Raw genomic sequence first — 26,496 nt, 5'->3', positions numbered from 1 at the left:
TAACCCCTGCTGATGGTTCTCTGTCCCGCAAGCCGGCTTCACGGTAGGGTTCGCGTCGTGGAAGCATTGCAGTTGTTGCCCGCCGTGGACGTCCAGGACGGCCAGGCCGTCCAACTCGTCCAAGGCGTCGCGGGCACCCAGAAGGAGTTCGGGGATCCGCTGTCCGCGGCCCTCAGATGGCAGGAGGAGGGGGCGTCCTGGATCCATCTGGTCGATCTCGACGCCGCCTTCGGGCGCGGCTCCAACGCCGACCTGCTCGCCGGGATCATCGGCAGGTTGGACGTGGACGTCGAACTCTCCGGGGGAATCCGGGACGATGCGTCCCTGGAGCGGGCCCTCGGCACCGGATGCCGCAGGGTCAACATCGGTACCGCCGCGCTGGAACGGCCCCAGTGGTGCGAACGAATCATCGAAACCCATGGTGACCGCATAGCCATCGGCCTAGACGTGCGCGGTGAAAGGCTCGCTGCCCGGGGCTGGACCACCGAGGGGGGGCCGTGGGCCGAGACACTCAACCGGCTGGCAGTGGCCGGGTGCCGGCGTTTCGTCGTCACCGACGTCAACTCCGACGGCATGCTCACCGGCCCGAACCTCGACCTGTTGGGCGATATCTGCGCCCGCACCGATGCCGCTGTGATCGCATCCGGTGGCATCTCCACCCTGGATGACCTGCGCGCCCTGCGGGAGCTCACCCGCGACGGCGTGGAAGGGGCCATCATCGGCACAGCCCTCTACCTTGGCAGGTTCACCCTGGCCGAGGCCATCGAGGTCGCCGGCCCGCAGCAGATCGGAGAGGCGGCATGAGCCCCGCGCCACGCACCAGCTTCGGAGCCTCGGAATCGACCCGCCTGCACACCCCGCCGCTGCTGACCGGGCGGATCGCCGAACTGCTCGCGGGTAAGAAGATCGCCATGACGGGCGTCACCGGTTTCATCGGTGAGCAGATGCTCTGGAAATTCCTCACCGAATGCCCGGACACGACCACCGCGGTGCTGGTGCGCCGCAAGGGTTCCCTGTCGGCCACCCAACGGGTCGCCTCGCTGCTCAAGAAGAAGATCTTCAAGGACATCGTCGACGAGGCCGGTTCCGTCGAGGAACTGATGGCCGCTCGCATCGATGTGATCGAGGGCGATCTCCCGGACGCCCCGGAACTGCCGCGCGACATCGACGTGCTGGTGCACTGCGCAGGGGACGTCTCCTTTGACCCGCCCATCGACGCGGCGTTCAAGACCAACGTGCTGGGCGTCAAGGCGCTGCTGAAACGATTCCGCGAATCCTGCTCCGACGAGAACGGCAACCTGGTGCGCGTCCCGCACTACGTCCACATCTCGACGGCCTACACGGCGGGGCGCCGCAGGGGACCGATCCCGGAGGCCGCCCACCCCCACGAGGTGGACTACGAGGCCGAGACCCGGGCGGCGCTGGCGATGACCGATCTCGTCGAGGCAAGGTCCCGCACCTCCGAGCAGCTGACGGCGCTGCGCAAGGAGGCCGAGAAACTGCACCGCCGCGCCGGATACCTCACCACCAGCGAGGACACCGAACGGCGGCGGCTCGCCTGGGTGAAGAAGGAACTGGTGGCCGCGGGCACGGAACGGGCCCGTTCGCTGGGCTGGACCGACGTCTACACCTTCGCCAAGGCGATGGGTGAGGCGGTCGTCGCGGACCTGTGCCGCGACATGCAGGTCTCCATCGTCCGCCCGGCAATCGTGGAGTCGTCGCTGAGATACCCGCATCCGGGATGGATCGAGGGTTTCAAGATGGCCGATCCGATCATCCTGGCTTACGGGCGGGGGCAACTGCCCGAGTTCCCGGCCTCCCCGGACGCAGTGATCGACATCATCCCCTGCGACTACGTGGTCAACACCATCGTCGCGGTCTGCGCCACCCAGCCGAAGGTGGGGGAACCGGAGTTCTATCACTGCTCGTCGGGGGCCAGGAATCCCCTGACCTTCCGCGGCATCTATGAGCACATCCGCTCCTACTTCTCCCGCCACCCGTACCGGGACGGACAGGGATCCCACCAACTGGCCACGTGGAACTTCCCCGGACCGGAACCGGTGGAACGCAAGCTCTGGTTCGCGGAGAAGGGGGTTGCGATCGGCAACCGCCTGCTGAGTTTCGCCCCGCGCGGCAAGAAGACCCGCGCCGCCGCCCAGGCCCTCGACAAGACGGCCAAGCAGCTGGACTTCCTCAACAGGTACCTGAGCCTCTACGGCGAATACCTCCAGTCCGAGCTGCACTTCGTCGACGACTGCACCCTGGCGCTGCACAACAGTCTCCACGAGGATGACCGCGAAACTTTCGGTTTCGACTCGGGAACCCTCGACTGGACCCACTATCTGGAGGACGTGCACGCTCCGGCGATCACGGATCCCGTGCGTCGCCTCGAGGCCGCCCGGCGGCGCCGAAAGGCCCGTTCCGCCACCTACCGGGACCTCAAAGCCGCCGAGCCCGGGAAGGTGCTGGCCGCTTTCGACCTGGACGGCACGGTGATGACCACCAACGTCATCGAGACCTACCTGTGGCTGAGGCTACCCGAGCTGTCGCTGACGCAGCGTGCGGGGGAGTTGATGAGGGTCGCCGCTCAGCTGCCCAACTACCTGGGGGCCGAACGCAAGGATCGTGGGGTGTTCCTGCGGCAGGTGTACCGCCGCTACGAAGGCGCCAGGCTGGACGAGCTGGGACGTTTCGTCGATGAGCGGCTGACCCCGTTCGTACTGGACCGAACCTCCCCCGATGCGGTCCGGCGCATTCGCGAACACCGGGAAGCCGGGCACACCACGATCCTCCTCACCGGCGTCATCCGTCCCCTGACCAGGCCCTTCGAGGGGCTCTTTGACCACATCGTCGCCGCCGACCTGGCGACGGATGCGGACGGGGTGTGCACAGGTTTCCTGACCGGTCCCCCCATGGTGGGGGACTCCCGTGCGGCATGGCTCACCCATTACGCGGGCCTTTACGGTATCGACTTGTCGGCCTCCTTCGCCTACGCGGACAGTCACGTCGACCTGCCGATGCTGCGCTCCGTCGGAAATCCCGTCGCGGTCAGCCCGGACATCGGCCTGATGCGTGCCGCCAAGGAATCCGGCTGGTCGATCATCGAGTGGCCCTCCCACGCGCTGCAGCCCAGATGGAAGCTGCCGTCGTGACCCGCCCCGGTTTCGTCCTGAAAGTCGACGAACGCACTCCGCCGCTGCTGACCCTCGCGGGCAGCAACGTCAGCCTGCAACGTTTTCCCACCGGAACCGGCGTGGTCTACCCGCCGCAGCCCGTGCCCTCCTCGGATCCTGTCGCTCTGGTGGAGGGGGCGCTTGCCAATCCCGTCAACAGCACCCCCTTGGTAGGGTTGCTGCGCCCAGGGATGAAGCTGACCGTCGTGGTGGGAAACGTCGACCCGGTGCAACCCGGGATGCGTTTCGACATCAGGCGCAGCATCGTCGAACGCGTCCTCGAACACGCCGCCAAGGCGCGGGTGGATGACGTCGCCATCGTGGTGGCAGGTGGCCTCGGACCCCGGTGGGGCGGTCAGGACATCGTCGAGGCCCTCGGAGACCGGGTTGCCACGTCCTTTCTGCCCGAGGGCAGGATCACCAGCCACGACGTGACCTCGGAGGACCTGGTCACGGTGGCCACCGTGACCGGGGAACCGGTAAAGGTGGAAGCTCGGATCGCGGAATCGGATCTGGTGGTCCTGGTGGATGTCTGCCACGGTCCCGGGGAGCGGATGTTGCTCGCTGCCGGGGCCACGGATGTGGCCACCATCAACCGGGTCGGTGGGTTCGGTGGCAGCGAATCGGAGTGCAGGCGGGTTGCCACGGCGATCCACAGGGCAATCCCCGTCTTCTCCATCATTGCGGTGCTCGGGCAGCCTTATCTTGGGCGCCACCTGAGTTTCCTGAACCACTGTGAGTGGGAATGGCGGCTTCCGGAACAGGTCGCCTACGCCACCGCTCGCCAGTTCACCGCGCTACTGCCCCGGCAGGGAACCCAGAAACTCTACGCGGCGCCGAGCGCGGACTACGAGCTCTGCGACGTGATCGGCGGCGATCCGGCGCAGGTGGCGACCCGCGCCGCCGAGGTGTGGCGGGCCGCCAACGCCGTCGCCGCGCCACGCACCGGGATCCTCCTGACCTCGGTGTGGGGCGGTGGTCTCGACCCGGGGGACCCCGTGGGTTCGCCCGTCAACGCCTCCCACCAGGCGTTGCGCAACGCGGGAACTTCCCTCCTGCGCGATGGCGGGATACTGATCGCCTTCCACCCGCTCAGCCGGGTCTTTCCGAACCGGACTCTCGCCCCGGCCGCTGACTTCTTCACCAAGGTGCTCCCCGTCACGAGGGAACCGGCCGAGATCCACGAGCGGTTCGAACGCCAGGCCCTGGCCGACGACTGGTACCTGAAGCTCTACCGCGACCACAACGCATGGCATCCGCTCGCCGTCTTCCACACCTGGTACGGGATCCGCCGTGACACCGCCCGTCTGGCCGACGTCATCTGGGTTGGGGCCGACCGGGAAACCGCCCGCATCCTTGGGCAGCGGGCCGCGACCACCTTGGACGACGCGCTCGACCTGGCCCGGCAGATCACCGGGGACCGGGGGGACGCCACCTACCTGCACGGGCCCGGACGGATCTTCGGGGAGCCACGGTGATCACCTGGTTCTCGGACATGCTGGGGTTCGCCCGGACGGGATTCGGGCTGGCCCGCCGCCGCCCGGCCGGCGCCCCGGAACCGACGGGGCGGCGACGTGACCGCCTGGCGCGCTCGGACCTGAGCGAGACCCCGGACCTGCTCAACCCCCTGACCTGGCGCCTGGAATACCAGGTGGCGGGGCTCGACTCGCTGCAGGGCCTGGAGGGGCCGGTTATCTTCGCCGTCAACGAGCAGGGGGTCCTCGACTGGCAGGTCCTGAAGGCCGTGCTTCCCGCGAGGTTGCACACGACCAACCGGGGGGTCAACCGCGCGCTGCTGAAAGGGCGCAGCATCGTCGTCTTCTCGGATCCCTCGCCGGTCGACGGTGGGGTGGGGGAGTTCACCGCACTGCCCGCGGAACTGGCGACAGAGCACAACGTTCCCATCATCCCGGTGGCGATCGTCGGGACCTTCAAACTGAACGAGGTGCTGAGACTCACCCTGCAGCGCAGGCCCCGGGTTTCCGTGCGTTTCGGTTCGCCCGTCTATGTCCGAGGCCAGTCGATCAAGGAAACCACCGACGTGGTGCAGGGCGCGGTCGGGGCGCTGTTCCACAGCGGGGAGCTCTCATGGTGGGCGATCCAGAGCCACGCCCCCATGGCGAGTGGTGAGGCCATGCCCCGCTGGCGCAGGCTTTGGCAGCAAACGGCGCCACGTCCCGACCGGAGCCGGCGCATCTGGAAGAACAATGGGTGAGGGAGGAGCAGTGGAGTTCTACATCGAGAACCATCTCAAGTGGCGTCTCCTCACCCCCGACGACTGGGATGAGATGCTCTCCCTCAGAGCCCAGCTGGAGGCCCTGGACGACCTCGTGCTGCCAGCCACCGACCGGGTGATCGGGGGAGCGCGGAGCATAACGGCAGGGGATGCCATCGGCGGCTGGGACTCCTACGGGAACCTGTCGGCCTTCGGGTGGAACATCCCGGAGCCGGGAAGCCATCCCGCGAAACTCTTCCTGCTCGGCGGGGTTCACCCGACCCACAGATACCAGGGAATCGGGCGTGCACTGCTGGCCTGGCAGGAGGAACGGGCACTCGCCTGGCGTGACGAACAACACCCCGGGGAACCGATCTGGCTCGGTTCCTACGTGGAGGCGGACCAGACCTGTTTGCGGCACCTGCTCGTGCAACGAGGCTTTCTGGCGGAGCGTTACTTCTTCGACATGCACAGGGAACTGTTCGACCTGCCCAGGCCGCACGACATTCCCGGGCTGGTCTTCGAGAACTTCACCCCGGAACGCAGCCACCAGGTTCTGGAGCTGCACAACTCGTGCTTCAGCGCCCAGATCGACGACGACGCGTGGGCGGAGTCGCTGGGGGAGGAAACCTTCCGCGCCGACTGGTCATGGGTCGCGATCAAAGGCGATGAGGTCGTCGGGTACTGCCTGTCGGGAACCGACGACGCGGCGGGCCTGGACGGCGTGATGGAGGGCTGGTGCGACCGGCTGGGCGTGGCCGGGGCACACCGGCACCAAGGGGTGGCCGAGGCCCTGCTGGCCCGGTCGCTGCGTTCGATGGCCGATTCGGGCTGCCCCGCCGCGGGCATCGGGGTGGACACCCGCAACCGCGCCGTCGCGGATTGGCTGCACCGGGTGCTGGGATACGAGGAACGCGACAGCGTGACCCTGTTGGGAAAGAGCATTCCGGCTGCTTGAGATAAGCTCGCTCAAGCAAAATGACCTCTACCCGAAGGGCGGGATGCATGAGCGGACACTCCAAATGGGCGACGACCAAACACAAGAAGGCGGTCATTGACGCCAAACGCGGCAAGCTGTTCGCCAAGCTGATCAAGAACGTGGAAGTGGCGGCTCGGCTGGGTGGCGGGGATCCGGGCGGCAACCCGACGCTCTACGACGCCATCCAGAAGGCCAAGAAGTCCAGCGTTCCGAACGACAACATCGACCGCGCGGTGAAACGCGGCTCCGGCGCCATATCCGGTGGCGCCGACTACGAGACGATCATGTACGAGGCCTACGGGCCCTCCGGGATCGCGATCCTGATCGAATGCCTGACCGACAACCGGAACCGCTCCGCCTCGGACGTGCGTGTCGCGGTCACCCGCAACGGCGGCACCATGGCCGATGTCGGCTCGGTGCAGCGTCTGTTCGCCCGCAAGGGGGTCGTCGTGGTTCCCAAGCAGCAGGAGAGCAGGGAGGTCACGGAGGACGACCTGCTCGAGGCCGCTCTGGAGGCGGGTCTCGAGGAGGTCAATGACGAGGACGAGGCCTGGGAGGCGGTCTGCGATCCCGGTGACACCGTGGAGGTCCGCAAGGCCATCGAGGCGGTGGGGTTCGACTACGACTCCTCGGAGGTGCAGTTCGTCGCATCCTTCGATCAGGATGTCGACACCGTGGAGCTCGCCCAGAAGATCTTCCGCATCATCGACGCCCTGGAGGACTCCGACGACGTGCAGAACGTCTTCACCAACCTGAACCTCACGCCGGAGGTGGCAGCGGCCCTCGATTCCGAGGATTGATCATCTATAATCCGAACTGATGTTCGAGAAAAAGCGCATTCTGGGGATAGATCCCGGCCTCACCCGCTGCGGTATCGGCGTGGTGGATGGTGCCGTGGGGCGGCCCCCCGTCTTCGTCGCGGTCGGGGTCGTGCGCACCAGCCCGGACCTGGACGTGGCCCATCGGCTGCTCCAGGTGGAGGCCGGACTCGAACGGTGGTTCACCGAACACACCCCGGACGTGGTCGCCATCGAACGCGTGTTCGCCCAGCACAACACGACATCCGTGATCGACACGGCACAGGCCGCCGGGGTCGCCGCCCTGGTCGCGGCCCGGCACGGGCTTCCCGTCACGTTCCACACCCCGAGCGAGGTCAAGGCCGCCGTCACCGGTTCGGGGCGGGCCGACAAGCCCCAGGTGACCTCCATGGTCACCACGATCCTGAGGCTCGACGTGCCCCCCAGACCGGCGGACGCGGCCGATGCCCTGGCCTTGGCCGTCTGTCACGCCTGGCGGGGCGGCCACACCAATCGATATGCGGCGCTGGTCGCAGCCGCGAGAGGAAAACGATGATCTCCCAGCTGACGGGCACTGTGACGGCCGCAGGGGCCGCATGGTTCGTGATCGATGTCGGGGGGGTGGGTTTCCGCGGACACTGCACCCCCGCAACCGCCGCTGCGCTGCGTCCGGGGGAGACGAGAACCATCCACACCTCTCTCGTCGTGCGTGAGGAATCGTTGACGCTGTTCGGGTTCGGCAGCGATGCCGAGCGCGAGGCCTTCGAGTTGGTGCAAAGCGCTTCAGGAGTCGGCCCGAAAGTCGCCCTGGCCATTTGTTCCGTGCTGTCCCCGAGTGATCTGAGACGAGCCATCCTCGCGGAGGACCTGCGTGCTCTGTGCCGGGTGCCCGGGATCGGCAACAAGAGCGCCCAGAAACTGGTGCTGGAACTCAAGGACAAGGCGGGGCTGCTGGCCCTGGGCGATGCGGAACCGGTGGAGGCCGTGAGCGCAGGGGCGGCGAACGAGTTGTGGCGGGAGCAGGTCATGGAGGGTCTCCAAGGGCTCGGCTGGTCCGCCAAGGAGGCCGGGGTCGCGTGCGACGCAGTCGCGGATCTGGCCGCCGGGGGCGCCGGCGTCGCCCAATTGATGCGGGCAGCCCTCGGAACGCTGGCGAAACGCTGAGGAGGGATCGTGGATTTCTCTGAGGTGGATCCTGTCGGCCGCTCCGAGGAGAAGGACTTCGAGGCGGCGCTGCGTCCAAAGCGCTTGAATGAGTTCGAGGGGCAGCCCCGGGTTCGTGATCAACTCGGTCTTGTCCTCGAGGCGGCGAGGCATCGGGGTAGCAGCCCGGATCACGTGCTCCTGTCCGGTCCGCCGGGGCTGGGGAAAACTACTTTGGCGATGATCATCGCGGCCGAACTCGGTGTGAATCTGCGCATCTCGTCGGGTCCCGCGATCCAGCACGCGGGTGACCTGGCAGCGATACTCTCGGGCCTCGACGAGGGCGACGTGCTGTTCCTCGACGAGATCCACCGACTCGCCCGTCCCGCCGAGGAGATGCTCTACCTGGCGATGGAGGACTTCCGAGTCGATGTGGTGGTCGGCAAGGGGCCGGGAGCGACCGCCATCCCGATAGACCTGCCGGCCTTCACCCTGGTCGGGGCCACCACCCGGGCGGGCCTGCTGCCGGGGCCGTTGCGGGACCGGTTCGGTTTCACCGCACAGCTGGAGTTCTACGATGCCGCAGATCTGGCAGGCATCGTCGCGGCGTCGGCCGTGAAACTGGGGGTGCGGCTGAAGGAGGTGGCCGCCAAGGAGATCGCGGGCCGCTCGCGTGGCACCCCTCGGATCGCGAACCGGCTGCTGCGCCGGGTCCGTGACTACGCCCAAGTGGGGGGACACCGGGAGGTGGAACTCGAACACGCCCGGGCCGCCCTGGAGCTCTACGAGGTCGACGAACGCGGCCTGGACCGGCTCGACAGGGGGGTGCTGCGCAACCTGTGCACCCTGTTCAACGGGGGGCCCGTCGGCCTGTCCACCCTGGCGCTCAGCGTGGGGGAGGAAACCGAGACCGTCTCCGAGGTGGCGGAACCCTTCCTGATCCGTGAGGGCCTGATGATGCGCACTCCGCGCGGTAGGATCGCCACCGCAGCCGGCTGGCGGCATCTCGGTCTGCGTCCTCCGGTCGGTGAGCCTTCGCTGTTCGAGTGAGCTATTCTGGCCCACGGCAAACCCGCCAACCGCCTCGTTAGGAATGAACAGATGCCAGGTCTCGATCTGCTTTTGATGCTCGTCGTCTTCGTGGGCGCCGCATATTTCTTGATGATCCGGCCCCAGCAGAAGCGCATGCGTGAGCACCAGTCCCAGATTGACGCGCTGCTGCCCGGAGCCCGCGTCATCCTCAACTCCGGTATTTTCGCCACCATCTCCCACATCGCCGACACGCAGGCGATTGTGGAGCTGGCTCCCGGTGTCGAGGTAACCATTCTCAAACAGGCCATTGCACGCGTCACCAAGAACGATGAGGAGGAGTTCGAATTCACCGACGAGGCGGAGGAAACCCCCGAGGGCGAGGAGAGCGAGGAGAGCGTGGACGGTGTTGACGCCCCCGAGCCGGAGGACACCTCCGCGACCGAAGAGCCCGTTTCCGAGAAAAACTGAATCGAGCCCGTATGGCAACGGCATCCCGTAAACCCCGACCCGGTTTGACACTGATCGTCTTCCTGCTCGCCATCGGCGCGATGTTCGGGATCATGGCATCCGCCGGCACCTGGTCCCCGAAACTCGGCCTCGACCTGCAGGGCGGCATGACCATCACTCTGACCGCGACGAACTCGACGGTCGAGAAGGACTCGCTCGAACTGGCCAGGAACATCATCCAGAAACGTGTCGACGGGCTGGGAATCGGCGAGGCCTCGGTGACCACCTCGGGTGACAGGCACATCGTCGTCTCCGCCCCCAACGTCCAGCGCGACGACATGGTGAAGTTGATCGGCAGCACCGCCCAGTTGACCTTCCGTCCTGTGCTCCGCACCGGCCAGGTGGGGCAGCAGAACAACGATCCCGACCTTCCGGGCCTGCCCACCCCAACCCCGGAACCGGGCGAGACCGGGAGCCTCCTGAGCGTCGAAGAGGTACTGAAGTACGAAGCCACGGAGCAGGACACCCAGGCGTTCAACAATTTCAAGTGCAAAGACAAGATCGAGGCCCGTCTGGACAGAGCCACTATGGGTTGCGACCCGACGGGCCAGATGAAGTACCTTCTCGGGCCCGCGGCCATCATCGGTGAGCGTGTCGTCAGGGCCAGTTCCGGGGTTCCGCAGGGGCAGGTTTCCCACGTGGTCACCCTCGAGTTCGACGAGGCGGGCACCAACACGTTCAGCCAGATGACCACGGCCATGGTCTCCAAACAGGCGCCCGCCAACCAGTTCGCGGTGGTGCTCGACGGTGTGGTGCAGTCCGCTCCGCGGGTCCAGACCGCAATCACCAACGGCCAGGCCCAGATCACCGGCAGTTTCACCGCCGAGTCCGCGGCCGAACTCGCCAACATCCTGAAATTCGGTGCGCTGCCCCTCAATTTCGAGCCCTCCCAGGTGGAGACGGTGTCCCCCACACTCGGCGGCGAACAGCTCCGCGTCGGCCTGATCGCCGGCGGTATCGGCCTCGCGCTCGTGATCCTGTACTGCCTCGCCTACTACCGCGGGCTGGGGCTCGTGGTGATCGGATCCCTCGGTGTGGCCGCGCTCGCGACCTACGCGTCCATGGTGGTCCTCGGCGAGGCGATGGGCTTCACGCTGAACCTCCCGGCCATCGCCGGGGCGATCGTGGCGATCGGCGTGACGGCAGACTCCTTCGTAATCTACTTCGAACGCATCCGTGACGAGATACGCGACGGGCGGAGTCTCAGATCCGCCCTCACCACGGGCTGGGTCAAGGCCAGACCCACGATCCTGGTTGCGGACATGGTCTCGATTCTTTCCGCCATCGTCTTGTTCATCCTCGCGGTCGGCGGCGTGAAGGGTTTCGCCTTCTCCCTCGGCCTGACCACCCTGCTCGACCTGGCGGTCTGTTTCTTCTTCACCAAACCCCTCGTGCAGCTGCTGGGTCGCACCAAGTTCTTCGGTGAGGGGCACCGGTTCTCCGGGCTCGACGCCAGCCACATGGGAGTCAGCCGGGACTCCCTGCTGGGCCGCCGCAGCCGCCGCACCCACCGCGCCAAGGAGGCCTGATGTCCACCAAACACGGGCTCGCCCACCGTTTCTACACGGGCCAGATCTCCTACGACTTCGTCGGCCACAAGAAATTCTGGTACGCGTTCTCGGCCGTGGTGCTCGCCGCCTGTTTCCTGGCCGTGGGGTTCAAAGGTCTGGCGCTTGGCATCGACTTCCGGGGCGGAACCGACTTCCAGGTGGCGATGCCGGTCACCGAGACCACCGTCGACGAGGTGCGCGCCAAGGTGGCCGATTTCGAGGTCAAGGACCTGGGGGCCCAGGTCTTCTCCCTCGGGGAGAGCGCCGTGCGGATCCAGACGCGCTCCCTCGACCCCGAGGAAACCGTCTCCGTTCGCGCCGCCATCGCCAAACTGGCAGACGTGAAACCCGATGACGTCACCTACACGGCGATCGGCGCCTCGTGGGGTGAACAGATCTCCCGGCAGGCCCTGATAGCCCTAGGGGTGTTCATAGCGCTCGTGATGGTGCTGATCGGTTTCTGGTTCCGCAACTGGAAGATGTCCTTGGCCGCCGTCATAGCCCTGGCGCACGACCTGGTGGTCACCATCGGCATCTACGCGCTGAGTGGTTTCACCGTCACACCCGCGACCGTCATCGGCGTTTTGACCATTCTCGGCTACTCGCTTTACGACACCGTGGTGGTCTTCGACCGGGTGTCGGAGAACACGAGGAACCTGAAGGAGAGCAGGAAGACCTACGGGGAGGCCGCCAACCTGGCCATCAACCAGGTGCTGATCCGGTCCCTGAACACGACCCTGATCGGGATCCTGCCGGTCACGGCTCTGCTGATCGGCGGCGCCATGCTCCACAGTGGCCCCCTCGCCGATCTCGGCCTGGCGCTGTTCATCGGCATGATCGCCGGCGCCTATTCCTCCATCTTCATCGCCACTCCGCTGCTGGTGCAGATGAAGGAAAAGGAACCCGCCCAGGTGGCCCATCGCGCATCGTTGGCCCGCAAGGCCGAACGCGCGGCCGCCAAGGCCGAGCGCAAGCCGTCCGGGGAGAACACGGGCGACGATGAGGAGGACGCCTCGGGTTCCGAGGCCGTTGTCTCCTCGGGGATGCGCAAGCAGCGCAGCAACTTGTCGCGCGAGCAGAGGAAGCGTCAGAGGCGATGAACCTGGTTTCCTCCCTGATTGCGGATGTTCCGGACTGGCCCAAACCCGGGGTGGTTTTCAAGGACATCACCCCGCTTCTTGCCTCTCCCGAGGGTTTCCGGCAGGCGGTTGACGCCATCGTGGCGTCGGCCCCCGAGGCCATTGACGTGGTGGTCGGGATGGAAGCCCGGGGATTCATCTTCGCCGCCCCCGTCGCCCTGGCCCTCGGGGCCGGTTTCGTGCCGGTCCGGAAACCAGGGAAGTTGCCGCGTCCCGTGCTGAGTGAATCCTTCGACCTCGAATACGGCACCGCGACCCTCACCATGCACGCGGATGCCCTCGTCACGGGGGCACGTGTGCTCGTCGTGGACGACGTGCTCGCCACCGGCGGCACCGTGGCAGCCACGGCAGCGTTGTTGAAACGGCTCGGCGCGGAACTTGTGCACGTGAGCGTGCTCCTAGAGCTCACAGCCCTCGGCGGCAGGGAAAGGCTCGCTGACCAAGGGATCAGCAGTTGTTCGGCGGTTCTGACGAGTTAGGGCCGTGGGCAGACTGAGGAAGCGGGTCCCCAAGGGGTATGCCACCTCGATGGTGAGCATGCCCCGCCCACAGGTGCGGCCGCTGCGTGAACTCGGGAAACGCGGGTTGCTGGCGCTCGTGCTGTTGATGATCAGCACCCTCGTCGTTTGGTTGGACCGCGACTCCTACGTCGACAACATCCGCGATGACGGGGTCAGTTTCATCGACGCCCTGTACTACTCGACGGTCACCATGACCACCACGGGCTACGGCGACATCACCCCCCTCGCTCCGCACGCCCGGCTTCTGAACGCGATCCTCATCACCCCGATGCGCGTCGGTTTCCTGGTGTTGCTGGTCGGCACCACCATTGCCGTGCTGGCGGACGAGGGCAGCCGCGCCATCCGTGACCTGCAGTGGAGGCAGAAAATGCGCAATCACGTCGTCGTGATCGGCTACGGCACGAAGGGCCGCAGCGCAATCAACACCCTTCGTCGCCACGGGGAACCGGATGACCGGATCGTGGTCATCGACAGCAGCGACGTCGCGGTGAGCGAGGCCAACCTCGACGGGCTGGCCGCCTTCCTGGGGGACGGGACACGCCGTGACCTGTTGCGGCGGGCCGAGGTGTCCAAGGCCCGGAAGATCATCATCTGTCTGTCCCGCGACGACGCCGCCATCCTCACCACACTCACCGCCAGGCAGCTCAACCCCGGGGCGAGCATCGTCGTCAGCGTCCGCGAGAAGGACAATGTCGCCTTGGTCCGCCAGTCCGGGGCCACCTCCGTGGTGACCTCGTCGGACACGGTGGGGCGCCTGCTGGGCCTGTCGGCGGTCGGTCCGGAGCTCGGTGCCATCATCCAGGACCTGCTGACCGCGGGTACGGGTCTCGAGGTCCAGCAGAGGCAGGCGAGACCCAGCGAGGTGGGGCAGTCTCCGAACGACGTCAAGGGGGAGCAGGTGATCGGGATCATCCGCAACGGCACGCTGCGGCGGTTCTACGACTCCACGGCATCCAAGGTCCAAACCGGTGATCAACTGATCGTCGTGCGCCGTGCGGAACGACCCGACTTGCGAGACACCGACGACTGAGTCAGATATCGGTTCCAATCGCACTAAACTTTCACCATGGCTGAGCAGGTGACGCAACAAGGAGCATTGCAACGCCTGACCAGCGGACCGGAGCAGCCGCGACTGCGAATGCGGCATCGATTGGCCCGGCTCGGGGCGGTCAGGCCCCGTTCAGCCGTACTCGATCCCTTGTTCAAGATCATCAAGGCCAGTCACCCGAAGGCCAACCTGTCACTGATCGAGCACGCCTATCGCACGGCGGAGCAGCTGCACCGGGGGCAGAAACGCAAGTCCGGTGATCCCTACATCACCCACCCGCTGGCGGTGGCCACCATCCTCGCAGAGCTGGGCATGACCGAACCCGTGCTGGTCGCTGCTCTGCTGCACGACACCGTCGAGGACACCGAGTACACCCTCGAGCAGCTGCGTGAGGAGTTCACCGACGAGGTGGCCCGGATGGTCGACGGGGTCACGAAACTGGACAAGGTGACCTACGGGGAAACCGCGAAGGCGGAAACCATCCGGAAGATGATCATGGCCACCTCCGAGGAGGTGCGGGTCCTGGTGATCAAACTCGCGGACCGTCTTCACAACATGCGGACCATCGGTTTTCTCCGCCCCGACAAACAGGTCAGGATCGCCACGGAAACCCTCAACATCTTCGCCCCGCTGGCCCATCGGCTGGGCATGAACACCGTGAAGTGGGAACTGGAGGACCTGTCCTTCCAGGCCATCGAACCCAAGGTCTACTCGGAGATCGCGGATCTGGTGGCGCAGCAGGCACCGGGACGGGAACGCTACCTGCGGGACCTGATCGCGCAGTTCAAGCAGCTGATGGCGGACAACAAGATCAAAGCGACCATCTACGGCCGCCCCAAGCACTTCTACTCGATCTACCAGAAGATGATGGTCCGGGGACGTGACTTCGCAGACATCTACGACCTCATCGGGTTGCGGGTGCTGGTGGACAACGTACGGGACTGTTACGGCGTGCTCGGGGTGGCGCACTCCAAGTGGAAGCCGATCCCGGGCCGGTTCAAGGACTACATCGCGAACCCGAAGTTCAACATGTACCAGTCCCTGCACACCACCGTGCTCGGGGATCGGGGCGAACCCGTCGAGCTGCAGATCCGCACCCACGAAATGCACCGTCGGGCCGAGTACGGCGTCGCGGCGCACTGGAAGTACAAGGAAAACCTGCGCAACGGGGTCACTCCCGAGGAAGCCGGGCTGCGTGCCATGCACCAGCTCGGTGTGATGAGCAAGGAAACCGAAGACCCCACGGAGTTCCTCGACTCGGTACTGTTCGAGATCAACTCCGACGAGATCTACGTGTTCACCCCGAAAGGTGAGGTGAACGCCCTCCCTGTCGGAGCGACCCCGGTCGACTTCGCCTTCTCCGTGCACACGGAGGTCGGGTACCGCTGTATCGGTGCCCGGGTGAACGGCCGCCTGGTGGCGTTGTCGACGAAACTCGTCCAGGGCGACAAGGTGGAGATCCTCACCTCGAAATCCCCCAACGCCGGTCCGAGCCGTGACTGGCTCGGATTCGTCGCCACCAGCAGGGCCCGTCAGAAGATCAAGCAGTACTTCTCCCGGGAGCGGCGCGACGAGGCGATCGAGGACGGCAAGGAGATGCTGGCCCGGCAGCTCCGGCGCACCGGGCTGCCGATGCAGCGTCTCCTCACCCTGGAGAACCTCACCGCCGTCGCCAACGAACTGCGCCACGCGGATGTGCCCAGCCTTTACAAGGCGATAGGGGAGGGGCAGATCGGCGCCCGGTCCGTGGTCACCCATCTGATAGAACTCGTCGGAGGCGAGGACGAGGCCGTCGACACCATCACCGAGGACGAGGGGGTGCGGAACTCCCGGCGGTGTCCCCGGGCGGCCACGGAACCCCGCGTGCTGGTGGACGGCGACCCGACCATGGCCGTGAAACTGGCGCGCTGCTGCCACCCCATTCCGGGCGACGAAATCACGGGTTTCGTCACCCGCACCGACGGGGTTTCGGTGCACCGCGTCGACTGCACGAACGTTCCCGCCCTGCAGGGAACTCCCGAACGATTGGTGAAGGTCACCTGGGACAAGGCGGAGGGTGGGCAGTTCCCCGTCACGATCCAGGTGGAGGGCATCGATCGGTCGGGGTTGCTCGCCGACGTCAGCAGGGTGATCTCGGATCTGCACGTCGACATTCTCGAGGCCACGCTGACCTCGGGCCGCAACAAGAAGTTCTCCGGGAGACTCACCTTCGAATCCCCGGATCCCAAGCACCTGAATCACGTCCTGAAGCAGGTGCGCCGGGTTCCCGGGGTTTACGACGCCTTCCGCACGAATTCCTGATCCCGGGCGTCAGCGACTCCGGCGCGGGGAACCGCCCTGATCACCCCGGGTTTTGAACTCGCACGAGCCGATCAGGTCCGTTAACGCATCGGTCGATTTCCAGGGGAATTCGTCTCCCGGATCGACCTCGAGCATGTAGCCAGGGGCGAATGGTGACACACGAACACCGGTTCCTCTCGCCCCATACCCGGGGCAGAGGAACCGGGCCGTGTCGGCTCACATGTCCTGGAAGTCCTGGAGGGTTTGCCTGGCCTGGTCCAGCCAGGAGGTGTAGGTTTCCAGCGATTTGCGCACGTCCTTCGCCTTGCGGGCATCGCCTGCGGCCTCCGCCGCGTCGAGGTCCTTGGTGAGCTTGTCCACCTGCGACTGGAACAGGGCGACGGTGTCCTCGGCGCGTTTGCGGGCTTCCGGGTCGGTGCGGCGCCAACGTTCGGCCTCCAACTCGCCGACCCGGTCGGAGAGCTTCCTGACCCGCGAGTCGAGATCCCGCATGGCCGCCCTGGGCACGTGCCCGATTTCGGAGAACTTGGAGAGGAATCCACGGAGGGTGGTTTTGGCGGCGTCGACGTCGGTCACGTCTGCGAGGTCGCGTTCCGCCTGTTCCAGGAGGGCGGTTTTCGCCGCGAGGTTCTCGGCCTGTTCGCCGTCCACGGCGTGCTGGGCCGCGGAACGGGCTTTGAAGAACTGGTCCTGCAGGGCGTGGAATCTGGCCCACAACGATTCGTCATCGGCTCTCCGGGCGGATCCGGCGGCCCGCCAACGGGCCATCAGGTCACGGAAAGCACCCGCGGTGGGGCCCCAATCGGTGGATTCGGCCAAGGGGGTGGCCTCCGCGATGATCTGTTCCTTCAGGCGCTTCGCCTCGTCGCGGCGGGCGTTCAGTTCGGAGAAATGGGCCTTGCGGCGGCGCGTGTACTGGGTGCGGGCCGAACTGAAACGGTGCCAGAGTTCGTTGTCCGTGGTGCGGTCCACGCGGGGAAGGGCCTTCCACTCCTCGAGGAGTTCCCGGAACCGATCGACGCCGCGGCGCCAGTCGTTTCCGCTCGCCAAGGCCTCGGCCTCGTTCACCATCGCGTGCTTGGCGGCTATGGTGTTCGCGTTCTGCTCCGCGCGGGCGGCCTTGCGTGCCTCGATCTGGGCCGGGAGCAGTTCCTCGAGAGCATCCAGCCGGGCCGTGAGGGCAGCGAGATCGCCGACGGCATTGGCCTCCGTGACGTTCGTGCGTGCGGTGCCGATGGCCTTGCGCGCCTCCTCGGGGGACATGGTCTGGGTCTCCACGCGGGACACGAGCAACGTCACCTCGGCGGCCAGGTTCTCGTAGCGCCGGGTGTAGAACGCCAGGGCTTCCTCGGGGGTGGAGTCGGGGATCTGTCCGACACTTCTCTCTGTGTCACCGACACGGACGTACACGGTACCGTCGGGATCGACGCGACCGAAGTCCGCGGGCGCTTGCTGTTGGCTCATGAACACAATCTAGCGGGCAAACCCGTCAGGGGACAGACGGGTGCGGGGTTCCGCGGAACCTCTTTCGTGCAAGCCCGGGATCGCTGCCATACAGTGGGCGGGTGCGTATCGAGACCATCCCAGTTTCCCCATGGACCGCCAACTGCTATCTCATCGCCGCCGACCCGTCCGACAACGGGTGCCTCGTGGTCGATCCGGGTGTGAGGGGATCCGAATTGGTCTCCGCAGCCCTGGACCGTCTCGGCTGGCATCCGGAGGCCATCCTGTGTACGCACGGACACCTCGACCACGCCGGTGACGCCGCCACCCTGGCGGCCGTGTGGGACGTTCCCGTCCGGTGCGCGAAAGCCGACCAGGAGATGCTCACCCGTCCCTCCGCGGGGCTGGGATCCCGGCTGGTGCCGCTGATCCGGCAGCTCATCGGCGAGGACGAACTGGATCCCCCCGGTGACCTCCGGGATCACGAGACCTTCCGGGCCTCCTGCGGACTCGAGGTCAGGCCCCACGCCGCCCCGGGACACACCCGCGGATCCACGCTCCTGGAGGTCGGGGACGAAACCGGGAAGGTGCTGCTGACCGGGGACGTGATCTTCCGGGGCACCATCGGGCGAACCGACCTGCCCGGCGGGAACCTGGAGCAGATGCGATCCACCCTGCGGGGAATCATCGAGGCCTTCCCTGACGAGACCGTGCTGCTGCCCGGCCACGGGGAACCCACCACCGTCGGGGCAGAGAAACTCCAAAACCCCTACCTGCAAGCCGATTTCCTGAAGGACTGAGCCATGGCACGCCCAAAACCGATCTCCGGTTTCCCCGAATTCCTTCCCACCGGACGCCTGGTGGAGAACCAGGTGCTCGCCGCCATCACCTCAACCTTCGAACTCCACGGTTTCGCACCCATCGAGACCAGGGCCGTCGAGCCCCTCGACCAGCTGGCTCGCAAGGGGGAGATCGACAAGGAGATTTATGTTGTCAGGCGCCTGCACGCACAGGAGGGGGACGCGGACGAACTCGGCCTCCATTTCGACCTGACGGTGCCCTTTGCCCGCTACGTGCTGGAACACTCCGGGCACCTGAACTTCCCCTTCCGCCGCTACCAGGTGCAGAAGGTCTGGCGCGGTGAACGCCCGCAGGAGGGGCGCTACCGGGAGTTCACCCAGGCCGACATCGACATCGTCGGACGTGACCGGCTGGCCGACCACCACGACGCCGAGATCCCCTTGGTGGCCCTCGACGTTTTCGGGAGGCTGCACCGCGACCTGGGCCTGCCGCCGGTGAGCATCCGGGTCAACAACCGGAAACTCTCGGAGGGGTTCTACCGGGGCCTCGGGATCGAGAGCACCGCAGCCGTGCTCCAACGCGTCGACAAGTACGACAAGGTGGGGCCGGATGTGGTGGTCGAGCTGCTGACCGAGCAGGTGGGGCTGAGCGAAACCCAGGCCCGCGCCTGCGTCGCCCTGGCGGGGATCAGTTCCGAGGATGAGTCCTTCGTCGACAAGGTGCGGGCCCTGGGCGTCACCCACGAGCTGCTGGAGGAGGGCCTGGCGGATCTCGCCTCGCTCATCCGGATCGCACGTGGAACCGAACCGGGCCGGGTGGTGGCGGACCTAAGGATCGCGCGGGGTCTCGACTACTACACGGGCACCGTCTACGAAACCCTGCTGCTGGGTTCGGAGAAGCTCGGATCCGTGGCCTCGGGCGGCCGCTACGACTCCCTGGCGAGCGACGGGAGAACGACCTTCCCCGGAGTCGGGTACTCCTTCGGCATCACCCGGATACTCGCACCGCTGATCGGCAAGGGTATCCTGACCGCCACCCGCGGTGTGCCGTCGGCGGTGCTGGTGGCCGTTGACTCGGAGGAGACCCGGGACCGGGCGATATCCGTGGCGCGCAGGCTGCGGGAACGCGGCATCGCGTGTGAGGTCGCCCCCAAGGCCGACAAGTTCGGGCGCCAGATCCGGTTCGCCGAACGCAGGGGAATCCCGTTCGTCTGGTTCGGCGCGAACCTCGACGACTCGGTCAAGGACATCCGGTCGGGGGAGCAGCTGCCCGCCGACCCGGATGCCTGGCTGCCACCGATCGAGGACGCCACCCCGCGGGTCATCCGGGGCTGACAACCCGGGAAGGGAACACGACGGGGCGAACCTTCCCGGGTAGGATTCGTCGCTGGCGGGCTGCACCGTCCATGCAGCCGGAACTAGAGAGGAAACTGCATGTTGCGCACACACCACGCGGGTGAGCTGAAGGCCGCGAACGTGGGTCAAGAGGTGGTGCTCGCCGGCTGGGTGGCGAAGCGGCGTGATCACGGTGGTGTCGCGTTCATCGACCTGAGGGACGCCTCCGGCATCGCCCAGGTGGTGGTCCGGGACGAAGTGCTGGCCTCCTCCGGCGCGCACGACCTGCGCAACGAGTTCTGCATCAAGGTCACTGGCGTGGTGGAGATCCGTCCCGAGGGCAACGCAAACCCGGACCTGCCGACGGGGGAGATCGAGGTCGCGATCTCCGAGCTGGAGGTGCTCAACCCGTCGGCGCCGCTGCCCTTCCAGATCGACGAACGCGTCACGGTCGGCGAGGAGGCACGCCTGAAACACCGCTACCTTGACCTGCGGCGGCCAGCGCCCGCCGCCGCGCTCCGGCTGCGTTCCAAGGTTAACCAGGCGGCCCGGAAGGTGCTGGGGGAACGCGACTTCGTCGAGATCGAGACCCCCACCCTGACCCGCTCCACCCCGGAAGGGGCTCGCGACTTCCTGGTGCCGGCCCGGCTCAATCCCGGCTCCTGGTATGCGCTGCCACAGAGCCCGCAGCTGTTCAAACAGCTCCTGATGGTGGCGGGAATGGAGCGCTACTACCAGATCGCCCGCTGCTATCGCGACGAGGACTTCCGAGCCGACCGGCAACCGGAGTTCACCCAGCTCGACATCGAGATGAGTTTCGTCGACCAGGAGGACGTGATTGAACTGGGGGAGGCCATTGTCAAGGAGATCTGGGCCATCAAGGGGATCGAACTGCAAACCCCCTTCCCGCGCCTGAGTTTCGCCGACGCCATGAACCGTTACGGCTCGGACAAACCGGACCTGCGTTTCGACCTGGAACTGACGGAACTGACCGATGTCTTCTCCGAGACCCGGTTCCGCGTGTTCCAGGCTCCGTATGTGGGTGCGGTGGTCATGCCCGGCGGCGCGTCGCAACCGCGACGCCAGTTCGACGCCTGGCAGGAATGGGCGAAGCAGCGCGGCGCGAAGGGCCTGGCCTACGTCACCGTCTCCGAGGCCGGGGAACTGGGCGGCCCGGTCGCCAAGAACCTCTCCGATGCGGAACTGGCCGCGCTGCCGGAACGCACCGGGGCGAAACCCGGCGACTGCATCTTCTTCGCAGCCGGGGAACGCACCGCCTCTCAGAACCTCCTGGGGGCGGCCCGCGACGAAATCGCCCGTCGCTGCGGGCTGATCGGAGAAAACTCCTGGAGTTTTCTGTGGGTGGTTGACGCGCCCCTGTTCAAACCCGCATCCGAGGCCAAGGCGGAGGGTGACGTCGCCGTCGGCGAGGGGGCCTGGACCGCCGTGCACCACGCCTTCACCTCTCCCAGACCCGAATGGCTCGACACCTTCGACGAACACCCGGGTGAGGCCACCGCCTACGCCTACGACCTGGTCTGCAACGGCAACGAGATCGGCGGCGGTTCCATTCGTATCCACCGCCGCGATGTGCAGGAGCGGGTGTTCAAGGTGATGGGCATCACGCAGGAACAGGCGCAGGAGAAGTTCGGTTTCCTGCTGGACGCATTCGCCTTCGGCGCCCCGCCGCACGGCGGCATCGCCTTCGGATGGGACCGGATCGTCGCCCTGCTCGGCGGCGCGGAATCGATTCGCGAGGTCATTGCCTTCCCTAAGTCGGGCGGCGGATACGATCCGTTGACCGCTGCTCCGGCCCCGATCACCGCCCAGCAGCGCAGGGAGGCCGGGGTCGATGCCAGACCGCGGAAGGAAAAAGCGGAATCGTGAGGTGTGGCCGCTGGCGCCCACCAACCTGACGGGTGTCGACCGGGCCGCCCCGGCATCGCGGTCGAGTACTGATCTCACGATTCCAACAGATGTACCAAGTATCTCGGTGCTTCGTCCATGCGGCCGTCCCCGGAAGGCGAAACCTGCCCAATCTGCTGCGGCGCCAGCTGCTGAGGAATTGGGCGCGTCGGCTGATGATGGTTCCGGTGGGCTGGGTGGATTCGCCTTGCCCACCACGTCGAAATCTTGAGACATCAGCCGTCCACGTCGCTCCTGCGTCACTCCCCGAAGACGACCCGTATCGGCTTCACGGGCTCACGTGCTTCTGACTCTCGCCGATGACCTGCCGTCCTCATCCGGGAAGAGCATGTTTTCCACGGGAGTTCCGAGAACAACAACCCGGGTGGGCCCGGCGCCGTTCTTCAGGAAGGTTCCCCGGGCTCGTTCAGCTGCTACCGGGGCTTTTGTCTTTCGCGGAGCTTCGGATGGATCCGACGCTCGCGAGGATCACCAGCGCCATGGCAGTCAGTTCCAAAACTCCGAGCTGTTCGCCCAGCAGCAGGAAGGCGACGAGCGCGGCGGCCGCTGGTTCAAGGCTCGTCAGGACTCCGAAGGTGGCCCGGGACATGCGTTGCAGGGCCCGCATCTCCAGGGGGAACGGAACGGCGGAACTGAGCAGACCGAGAGCCAGGCCCATTCCCCAGACGCCCGGGTCCAGGGCCCAGGAGTACTCGCCCGAGATGGCCGTGGCCAGGGTTACGGGAAGCAGCAGGATGGCCCCGATCCAGAATCCCACGGTCAAACCGGAGAAACCCTCCCAACGGGCCCCGAGGGTGGGGGTGAGCAGGATATAGACGCCCCAGCAGGCCCCGGCCAGCAGCGCCAGGAGCACGCCCACGGGCTCCAGCGGGGCCGGGCTGATCCCGAGGAGGATCACCCCCAGGGCGGCGAAAGCCACCCAGATCAGGTCGCGCCTGCGTTTGGAACCGAACGCGGCGACGGTCAACGGGCCCAGGAACTCGAAGGTCACCGCCATGCCGACGGGGATGCGCTGGATCGACAGGTAGAAGATCGCGCTCATGCCCGTGAGCGCCACCCCGTATCCCGCGGCCGAGAGCCACTGCTCCCGGCTGCGGTCGCGCAGGGTGGGGCGGAACACGATGCCCAGGAACACGGCGGCGAACAGGATACGCAACCAGGCCGCCACCTGCGGTGGGGCCACGGCGAACAGTCCCTTGGCCAGGGAGGAACCGATCTGCACCGAGGTGGTTGCCGTCAACACCAGCAGAACCGGGGGGAATCCTCGCCTCACAGCGTGAACTCGATCCGTCGCGGCCGGGCGATCAGCCACAGGCACAGTGCAGCGGCGGTGGCGCAGCAGAGCATCGCGATCGCCATCGGCGCGGCCGAGGTCAGTTCGAACTGACCGATGACGGGCCCCACCACGGCGGCGAGGGTCATGTTGAGGGCCCCCATCAAGGATGCGGCCACCCCCGAGTCCGCGCGATGATTCTGCAATGCCAGCACTTGGGCTGCGGGATTGCACGCCCCGAAGGCCAGGGTGTAGGCAAACATCGCCGGTATCAAGGGAATGTGGCCGCCGCGCATCGCGTCGAGTCCCAACAACGCCGAGGCCGCTGCGATCATTCCCGCGGTACCGACGATGAGCACCTTCTGCGGGCCGAGATGCGCGGACAGGCGGCTTCCCAGTTGAACCCCGGCGAAGACGCCTATGGAACAGATGGCGAACACGACGCCGAACTCGGTTTCGCGCAGCCCGAAGGCTTCCTGCAGCAGCAGCGACGAGGTCGAGATGTAGGAGAACAAACCGGCAAAGCAGCAGGAGGCGGTCAGCCAGATGCCGACGAACACCCTGTCGCCCAGTACCCGGCGGTAGGCGGCCCGGAGCGGCGCAAGCCCACCCGCGGTACGCTCACCGGGCGGGCGGGTCTCCACGATCAGGAACAGGATCAGCACCAACAGAACGGCGCCGTAGCTGGCCAGTGCCCAGAAAACCCCGCGCCAGTTCATGACCGTGACCATCCAAGAACCCACCAGAGGAGCGATGATGGGGGCCAGGCCGTTGATGAGCGCCAGCCTGGAGAGCATCACCACCAGCCGCCGCCCCGAGAACAGGTCCCGGGCCATTGCCATCGACACCACGGCCCCGCCCGCCGCCCCGATCCCCTGGAGGACACGCATGGTGGTCAGGAAGGTGACGTTGGGTGCCACCGCGACGAGCACGGACGAGGTCACGTGCAGGCTCGCCGCCACGATCAACGGGATCCGGCGCCCCAGCCGGTCGCTCAGGGGCCCGACCACGAACTGCCCGAGAGCGAACCCCAGGGTGGTGGCCGAGAGGGTCACCTGGACTTGGGAATCGGTGATCCCCAGGTCGGTCTTGAGGGCTGGAAAGGTGGGCAGGTACAGGTCTATGGTGAACGGACCGAGTCCGGTCAACAGACCGAGGGTGACGATGGTAGCAACCCTCCGGCGCGCGCTGAACCGGTCCCCGAGTGGTTGTGGCATTCGAACTCCGCTGATGCAGGGGCGTCAAGAGCAAACAAATGATACGGCAGGAGCCCGGAATCCCCCGCTACTGTAATTCGTGTGAGTCCTGACCTGTTCGGCAACCCCGACCCCGTGCCCACCAGGACGGGCGGTTCCTTGGGGAACGCCCGCGGCGAAGGGGCGCCGTTGGCCGTCAGGATGCGTCCTGCGAATCTGGACGAGCTCGTCGGGCAGCAGCACCTGCTCGGCCCGGGCGCTCCGCTCCGCCGGTTGGTCGCGGGGCAGCCGATGAGCGTTTTCCTGTGGGGGCCACCGGGAGTCGGCAAGACCACCCTGGCATCCATCGTCTCCAACGCATCCGGGGCCCGGTTCGTTGAGCTCTCGGCGGTGACCGCGGGGGTCAGGGAACTGCGCGCCGAACTCGACGCGGCCAGGCGGGAGCTGGAACGGGGTACCTCTACCGTGCTGTTCATCGACGAGGTGCACCGCTTCTCCAAGACCCAGCAGGACGCGCTGCTGCCCGCGGTGGAGAACCGGATCGTCACCCTGATCGCGGCAACCACGGAGAACCCCAGCTTCTCCGTGATCTCCCCGCTGTTGTCGCGTTCGCTGCTGCTGCGGCTCAAACCCCTGACCGACACCGACATCTCGGCCCTGGTCTCCCGTGCGCTGGTCGACGAACGGGGCCTGGCGGGCACCATCGCCCTGGTCGATGCGGCCCGGGACGATCTGGTGCGTCTGGCCGGCGGGGATGCTCGCCGCGCGCTGACCTACCTGGAGGAGGCGGCGGCCTCCGCTGAGGCGCTCGGGCTGGGGGAGATCACCTCCGAGGTGCTCGCCCACGCGGTGGACCGGGCCGCCGTGCGCTACGACCGGGACGGCGACCAGCACTACGACGTGATCTCCGCCTTCATCAAATCCGTGCGGGGCTCCGACGTGGATGCGGCCCTGCACTACCTGGCGCGGATGCTGGAGGCGGGGGAGGATCCGCGATTCATCGCGCGCCGCCTGATGATCTCGGCCAGCGAGGACATCGGCATGGCCGCCTCCGGGGTGCTCGGCACCTGCGTTGCGGCGGCCCAGGCGGTGCAGCTGCTGGGGATGCCGGAGGCCCGCATCACCCTCGCCCACGCCACCGTGGCCGCGGCCACCGCCCCGAAGTCCAACGCCGCCTACATGGCTCTGGAGAAAGCCGTTGCCGATGTGCGCGCAGGCAGGGGAGGGGCGGTTCCGGCGCACCTCAGGGATGCCCACTACGCCGGTGCCAAGGCCCTCGGGCACGGCGAGGGGTACGTTTATCCCCACGACCTGCCCTCCGGGGTGGCTGCCCAGCAGTACCTTCCCGACGACCTCGCGGGGATCAGCTACTACCAGCCGACCGGCCACGGGTCGGAGGCGGCCATCTCCGAGCGCATGGCGGCGGTTCGGAAGTTGCTGGGCCGCTGAGGACACGGGTCGGCTAGAGTTACGGCGATACTTCGATTCAAGGAGGCGACCTCAAATGTCCGTCGGTGAGCTGGCAGGTCTGCTCGCAGCCATTGCTCTCTGCGTCCTCGTGGCCTTGGCGGCCGTCCCCCTGATCAAGGCCGGCCGGGCTCTCGACGAGGTCCGCATCGCGGTGCGTGACCTTGGACACAATTCAGTTCCCGTCCTGGTGGAACTGAAGAGCACCGTCGAGAACACCAATGCCGAACTGGAGAAGCTGTCCCTGGTCACTGATGACGTGGCCCGTGTCTCCGGGCACGCCACCGTGGTCAGCGAGCACGCCGCCAATTTGTCGCAGTTGTTCGCGGCCACCCTGGGCGGCCCCCTGGTTCGCGGCGCAGCGATCGTCCATGGTCTGCGGACCGCTTTGAAGGGACGCAAGAAGTGAGGCGTCTGTTCTGGATCCTGGTCGGCGCCGCCGTGGCCGTTGCGCTGGTGCTTCGGGGCCGCAAATGGCTTTACCAGCTCACCCCGAAGGGGGTGGCCGAACGCGTGGAGGCCTCCGGGCAGCAGGCCGTGAACAAGTTCAGCGAGTTCCGCGCCACCTTCACCGCCGCGATGCGGGAGAAGGAAGCCGAGCTTCGCGAAGAACTCGACATGCCCCGGAAGGCCTGAGAAACATCGAATCCA

General features: G+C 66.6%; 24 protein-coding genes. 21 read left to right on the top strand and 3 right to left on the bottom strand.

The window, feature by feature from the left end:
- Positions 1–12 precede the first annotated feature (12 nt).
- From priA to EL272_RS07880, 15 genes are all read left to right on the top strand, one after another.
- Positions 13–804, top strand: a complete 792-nt coding sequence (gene priA, locus EL272_RS07950) for a bifunctional 1-(5-phosphoribosyl)-5-((5-phosphoribosylamino)methylideneamino)imidazole-4-carboxamide isomerase/phosphoribosylanthranilate isomerase PriA (protein ID WP_061786950.1) — start codon at positions 13–15, stop codon at positions 802–804.
- The gene (locus EL272_RS07945) at positions 801–3,152 is read left to right on the top strand and encodes an SDR family oxidoreductase (RefSeq protein ID WP_061786951.1); all 2,352 of its coding nucleotides are present in this window, start codon (positions 801–803) and stop codon (positions 3,150–3,152) included. The genes priA and EL272_RS07945 overlap by 4 nt, the downstream gene beginning before the upstream one ends.
- Entirely contained in the window at positions 3,134–4,651 is a 1,518-nt protein-coding gene (locus EL272_RS07940; protein ID WP_126409381.1) for a lactate racemase domain-containing protein, read from the top strand. Before EL272_RS07945 ends, EL272_RS07940 begins: the two co-directional genes overlap by 19 nt.
- On the top strand, positions 4,648–5,388 hold the full coding sequence (locus tag EL272_RS07935) for a lysophospholipid acyltransferase family protein (RefSeq protein ID WP_014846676.1): 741 nt from the start codon (positions 4,648–4,650) through the stop codon (positions 5,386–5,388). Before EL272_RS07940 ends, EL272_RS07935 begins: the two co-directional genes overlap by 4 nt.
- Positions 5,381–6,346 (top strand): GNAT family N-acetyltransferase, encoded by a 966-nt coding sequence (locus EL272_RS07930; protein ID WP_014846675.1) that lies wholly within the window; start codon positions 5,381–5,383, stop codon positions 6,344–6,346. Before EL272_RS07935 ends, EL272_RS07930 begins: the two co-directional genes overlap by 8 nt.
- Before the next feature lie 47 nt (positions 6,347–6,393).
- Positions 6,394–7,167, top strand: coding sequence for a YebC/PmpR family DNA-binding transcriptional regulator (locus EL272_RS07925; protein WP_014846674.1), 774 nt, complete (start codon positions 6,394–6,396; stop codon positions 7,165–7,167).
- 40 nt (positions 7,168–7,207) lie between these two features.
- Positions 7,208–7,720, top strand: coding sequence for a crossover junction endodeoxyribonuclease RuvC (gene ruvC, locus EL272_RS07920; protein ID WP_197720330.1), 513 nt, complete (start codon positions 7,208–7,210; stop codon positions 7,718–7,720).
- Positions 7,717–8,328 (top strand): Holliday junction branch migration protein RuvA, encoded by a 612-nt coding sequence (ruvA, locus tag EL272_RS07915; RefSeq protein WP_014846672.1) that lies wholly within the window; start codon positions 7,717–7,719, stop codon positions 8,326–8,328. Before ruvC ends, ruvA begins: the two co-directional genes overlap by 4 nt.
- 9 nt (positions 8,329–8,337) lie before the next feature.
- A complete protein-coding gene (gene ruvB / locus EL272_RS07910; RefSeq protein ID WP_014846671.1) occupies positions 8,338–9,357 on the top strand; it encodes a Holliday junction branch migration DNA helicase RuvB in 1,020 nt (339 codons plus the stop codon).
- Between the two features lie 51 nt (positions 9,358–9,408).
- Positions 9,409–9,807 (top strand): preprotein translocase subunit YajC, encoded by a 399-nt coding sequence (gene yajC, locus EL272_RS07905; RefSeq protein WP_014846670.1) that lies wholly within the window; start codon positions 9,409–9,411, stop codon positions 9,805–9,807.
- An 80-nt stretch (positions 9,808–9,887) separates the two neighbouring features.
- Positions 9,888–11,375: a protein translocase subunit SecD gene (secD, locus tag EL272_RS07900; RefSeq protein WP_411674916.1), complete on the top strand. Its 1,488-nt coding sequence runs from the start codon at positions 9,888–9,890 to the stop codon at positions 11,373–11,375.
- A complete protein-coding gene (gene secF / locus EL272_RS07895) occupies positions 11,375–12,496 on the top strand; it encodes a protein translocase subunit SecF (protein WP_014846668.1) in 1,122 nt (373 codons plus the stop codon). The genes secD and secF overlap by 1 nt, the downstream gene beginning before the upstream one ends.
- Positions 12,493–13,014 carry an adenine phosphoribosyltransferase gene (locus EL272_RS07890; RefSeq protein ID WP_014846667.1) on the top strand — a complete coding sequence of 174 codons (522 nt, stop codon included), beginning with the start codon at positions 12,493–12,495 and terminating at the stop codon, positions 13,012–13,014. Before secF ends, EL272_RS07890 begins: the two co-directional genes overlap by 4 nt.
- Before the next feature lie 49 nt (positions 13,015–13,063).
- Positions 13,064–14,086, top strand: a complete 1,023-nt coding sequence (locus tag EL272_RS07885; RefSeq protein ID WP_014846666.1) for a potassium channel family protein — start codon at positions 13,064–13,066, stop codon at positions 14,084–14,086.
- 36 nt (positions 14,087–14,122) lie between these two features.
- On the top strand, positions 14,123–16,405 hold the full coding sequence (locus tag EL272_RS07880; protein ID WP_014846665.1) for a RelA/SpoT family protein: 2,283 nt from the start codon (positions 14,123–14,125) through the stop codon (positions 16,403–16,405).
- A 216-nt stretch (positions 16,406–16,621) separates the two neighbouring features.
- Here the strand turns inward: EL272_RS07880 and EL272_RS07875 are convergent, their stop codons facing one another.
- Entirely contained in the window at positions 16,622–17,869 is a 1,248-nt protein-coding gene (locus EL272_RS07875) for a DUF349 domain-containing protein (RefSeq protein ID WP_041696441.1), read from the bottom strand.
- A gap of 101 nt (positions 17,870–17,970) precedes the next feature.
- On the opposite strand from EL272_RS07875, the gene EL272_RS07870 reads away from it, so the two are divergent.
- The 3 genes from EL272_RS07870 (at position 17,971) to aspS (ending at position 21,870) form a co-directional block, all read left to right on the top strand.
- Positions 17,971–18,648, top strand: coding sequence for an MBL fold metallo-hydrolase (locus tag EL272_RS07870; protein ID WP_014846662.1), 678 nt, complete (start codon positions 17,971–17,973; stop codon positions 18,646–18,648).
- 3 nt (positions 18,649–18,651) lie between these two features.
- Positions 18,652–19,983 carry a histidine--tRNA ligase gene (gene hisS / locus EL272_RS07865; RefSeq protein ID WP_061786953.1) on the top strand — a complete coding sequence of 444 codons (1,332 nt, stop codon included), beginning with the start codon at positions 18,652–18,654 and terminating at the stop codon, positions 19,981–19,983.
- A gap of 99 nt (positions 19,984–20,082) precedes the next feature.
- Positions 20,083–21,870 carry an aspartate--tRNA ligase gene (gene aspS / locus EL272_RS07860; RefSeq protein ID WP_061786954.1) on the top strand — a complete coding sequence of 596 codons (1,788 nt, stop codon included), beginning with the start codon at positions 20,083–20,085 and terminating at the stop codon, positions 21,868–21,870.
- 445 nt (positions 21,871–22,315) lie between these two features.
- On the opposite strand, the gene EL272_RS07855 is transcribed toward aspS, so the two are convergent.
- Entirely contained in the window at positions 22,316–23,182 is an 867-nt protein-coding gene (locus EL272_RS07855; protein WP_014846659.1) for an EamA family transporter, read from the bottom strand.
- Positions 23,179–24,399, bottom strand: a complete 1,221-nt coding sequence (locus EL272_RS07850; protein WP_061786955.1) for a multidrug effflux MFS transporter — start codon at positions 24,397–24,399, stop codon at positions 23,179–23,181. Before EL272_RS07850 ends, EL272_RS07855 begins: the two co-directional genes overlap by 4 nt.
- 81 nt (positions 24,400–24,480) lie before the next feature.
- On the opposite strand from EL272_RS07850, the gene EL272_RS07845 reads away from it, so the two are divergent.
- From EL272_RS07845 to EL272_RS07835, 3 genes are read left to right on the top strand one after another with little or no spacing between them, the layout of a single operon-like run.
- Positions 24,481–25,827 carry a replication-associated recombination protein A gene (locus EL272_RS07845; protein ID WP_014846657.1) on the top strand — a complete coding sequence of 449 codons (1,347 nt, stop codon included), beginning with the start codon at positions 24,481–24,483 and terminating at the stop codon, positions 25,825–25,827.
- Positions 25,828–25,882: 55 nt separating this feature from the next.
- Positions 25,883–26,254, top strand: a complete 372-nt coding sequence (locus EL272_RS07840) for a DUF948 domain-containing protein (protein ID WP_014846656.1) — start codon at positions 25,883–25,885, stop codon at positions 26,252–26,254.
- Positions 26,251–26,481, top strand: coding sequence for a DUF6167 family protein (locus tag EL272_RS07835; RefSeq protein WP_051014985.1), 231 nt, complete (start codon positions 26,251–26,253; stop codon positions 26,479–26,481). Before EL272_RS07840 ends, EL272_RS07835 begins: the two co-directional genes overlap by 4 nt.
- Positions 26,482–26,496: the final 15 nt, after the last annotated feature.

Origin of the sequence: Arachnia propionica (genome assembly GCF_900637725.1) — a bacterium.
GTDB classification, from domain to species: domain Bacteria; phylum Actinomycetota; class Actinomycetes; order Propionibacteriales; family Propionibacteriaceae; genus Arachnia; species Arachnia propionica.
This window is presented reverse-complemented; position numbering and strand designations above follow the sequence as displayed.

What these genes read in the sequence shown, in the direction of transcription:
- priA (WP_061786950.1), top strand. Translation starts at nt 13, where the DNA reads ATGGTTCTCTGTCCCGCAAGCCGGCTTCACGGTAGGGTTCGCGTCGTG.
- EL272_RS07945 (WP_061786951.1), top strand. Translation starts at nt 801, where the DNA reads ATGAGCCCCGCGCCACGCACCAGCTTCGGAGCCTCGGAATCGACCCGC.
- EL272_RS07940 (WP_126409381.1), top strand. Translation starts at nt 3,134, where the DNA reads ATGGAAGCTGCCGTCGTGACCCGCCCCGGTTTCGTCCTGAAAGTCGAC.
- EL272_RS07930 (WP_014846675.1), top strand. Translation starts at nt 5,381, where the DNA reads ATGGGTGAGGGAGGAGCAGTGGAGTTCTACATCGAGAACCATCTCAAG.
- EL272_RS07925 (WP_014846674.1), top strand. Translation starts at nt 6,394, where the DNA reads ATGAGCGGACACTCCAAATGGGCGACGACCAAACACAAGAAGGCGGTC.
- ruvA (WP_014846672.1), top strand. Translation starts at nt 7,717, where the DNA reads ATGATCTCCCAGCTGACGGGCACTGTGACGGCCGCAGGGGCCGCATGG.
- yajC (WP_014846670.1), top strand. Translation starts at nt 9,409, where the DNA reads ATGCCAGGTCTCGATCTGCTTTTGATGCTCGTCGTCTTCGTGGGCGCC.
- secD (WP_411674916.1), top strand. Translation starts at nt 9,888, where the DNA reads ATGTTCGGGATCATGGCATCCGCCGGCACCTGGTCCCCGAAACTCGGC.
- secF (WP_014846668.1), top strand. Translation starts at nt 11,375, where the DNA reads ATGTCCACCAAACACGGGCTCGCCCACCGTTTCTACACGGGCCAGATC.
- EL272_RS07890 (WP_014846667.1), top strand. Translation starts at nt 12,493, where the DNA reads ATGAACCTGGTTTCCTCCCTGATTGCGGATGTTCCGGACTGGCCCAAA.
- EL272_RS07885 (WP_014846666.1), top strand. Translation starts at nt 13,064, where the DNA reads ATGGTGAGCATGCCCCGCCCACAGGTGCGGCCGCTGCGTGAACTCGGG.
- EL272_RS07880 (WP_014846665.1), top strand. Translation starts at nt 14,123, where the DNA reads ATGGCTGAGCAGGTGACGCAACAAGGAGCATTGCAACGCCTGACCAGC.
- EL272_RS07875 (WP_041696441.1), bottom strand. Translation starts at nt 17,869, where the DNA reads ATGAGCCAACAGCAAGCGCCCGCGGACTTCGGTCGCGTCGATCCCGAC.
- hisS (WP_061786953.1), top strand. Translation starts at nt 18,652, where the DNA reads ATGGCACGCCCAAAACCGATCTCCGGTTTCCCCGAATTCCTTCCCACC.
- aspS (WP_061786954.1), top strand. Translation starts at nt 20,083, where the DNA reads ATGTTGCGCACACACCACGCGGGTGAGCTGAAGGCCGCGAACGTGGGT.
- EL272_RS07850 (WP_061786955.1), bottom strand. Translation starts at nt 24,399, where the DNA reads ATGCCACAACCACTCGGGGACCGGTTCAGCGCGCGCCGGAGGGTTGCT.
- EL272_RS07840 (WP_014846656.1), top strand. Translation starts at nt 25,883, where the DNA reads ATGTCCGTCGGTGAGCTGGCAGGTCTGCTCGCAGCCATTGCTCTCTGC.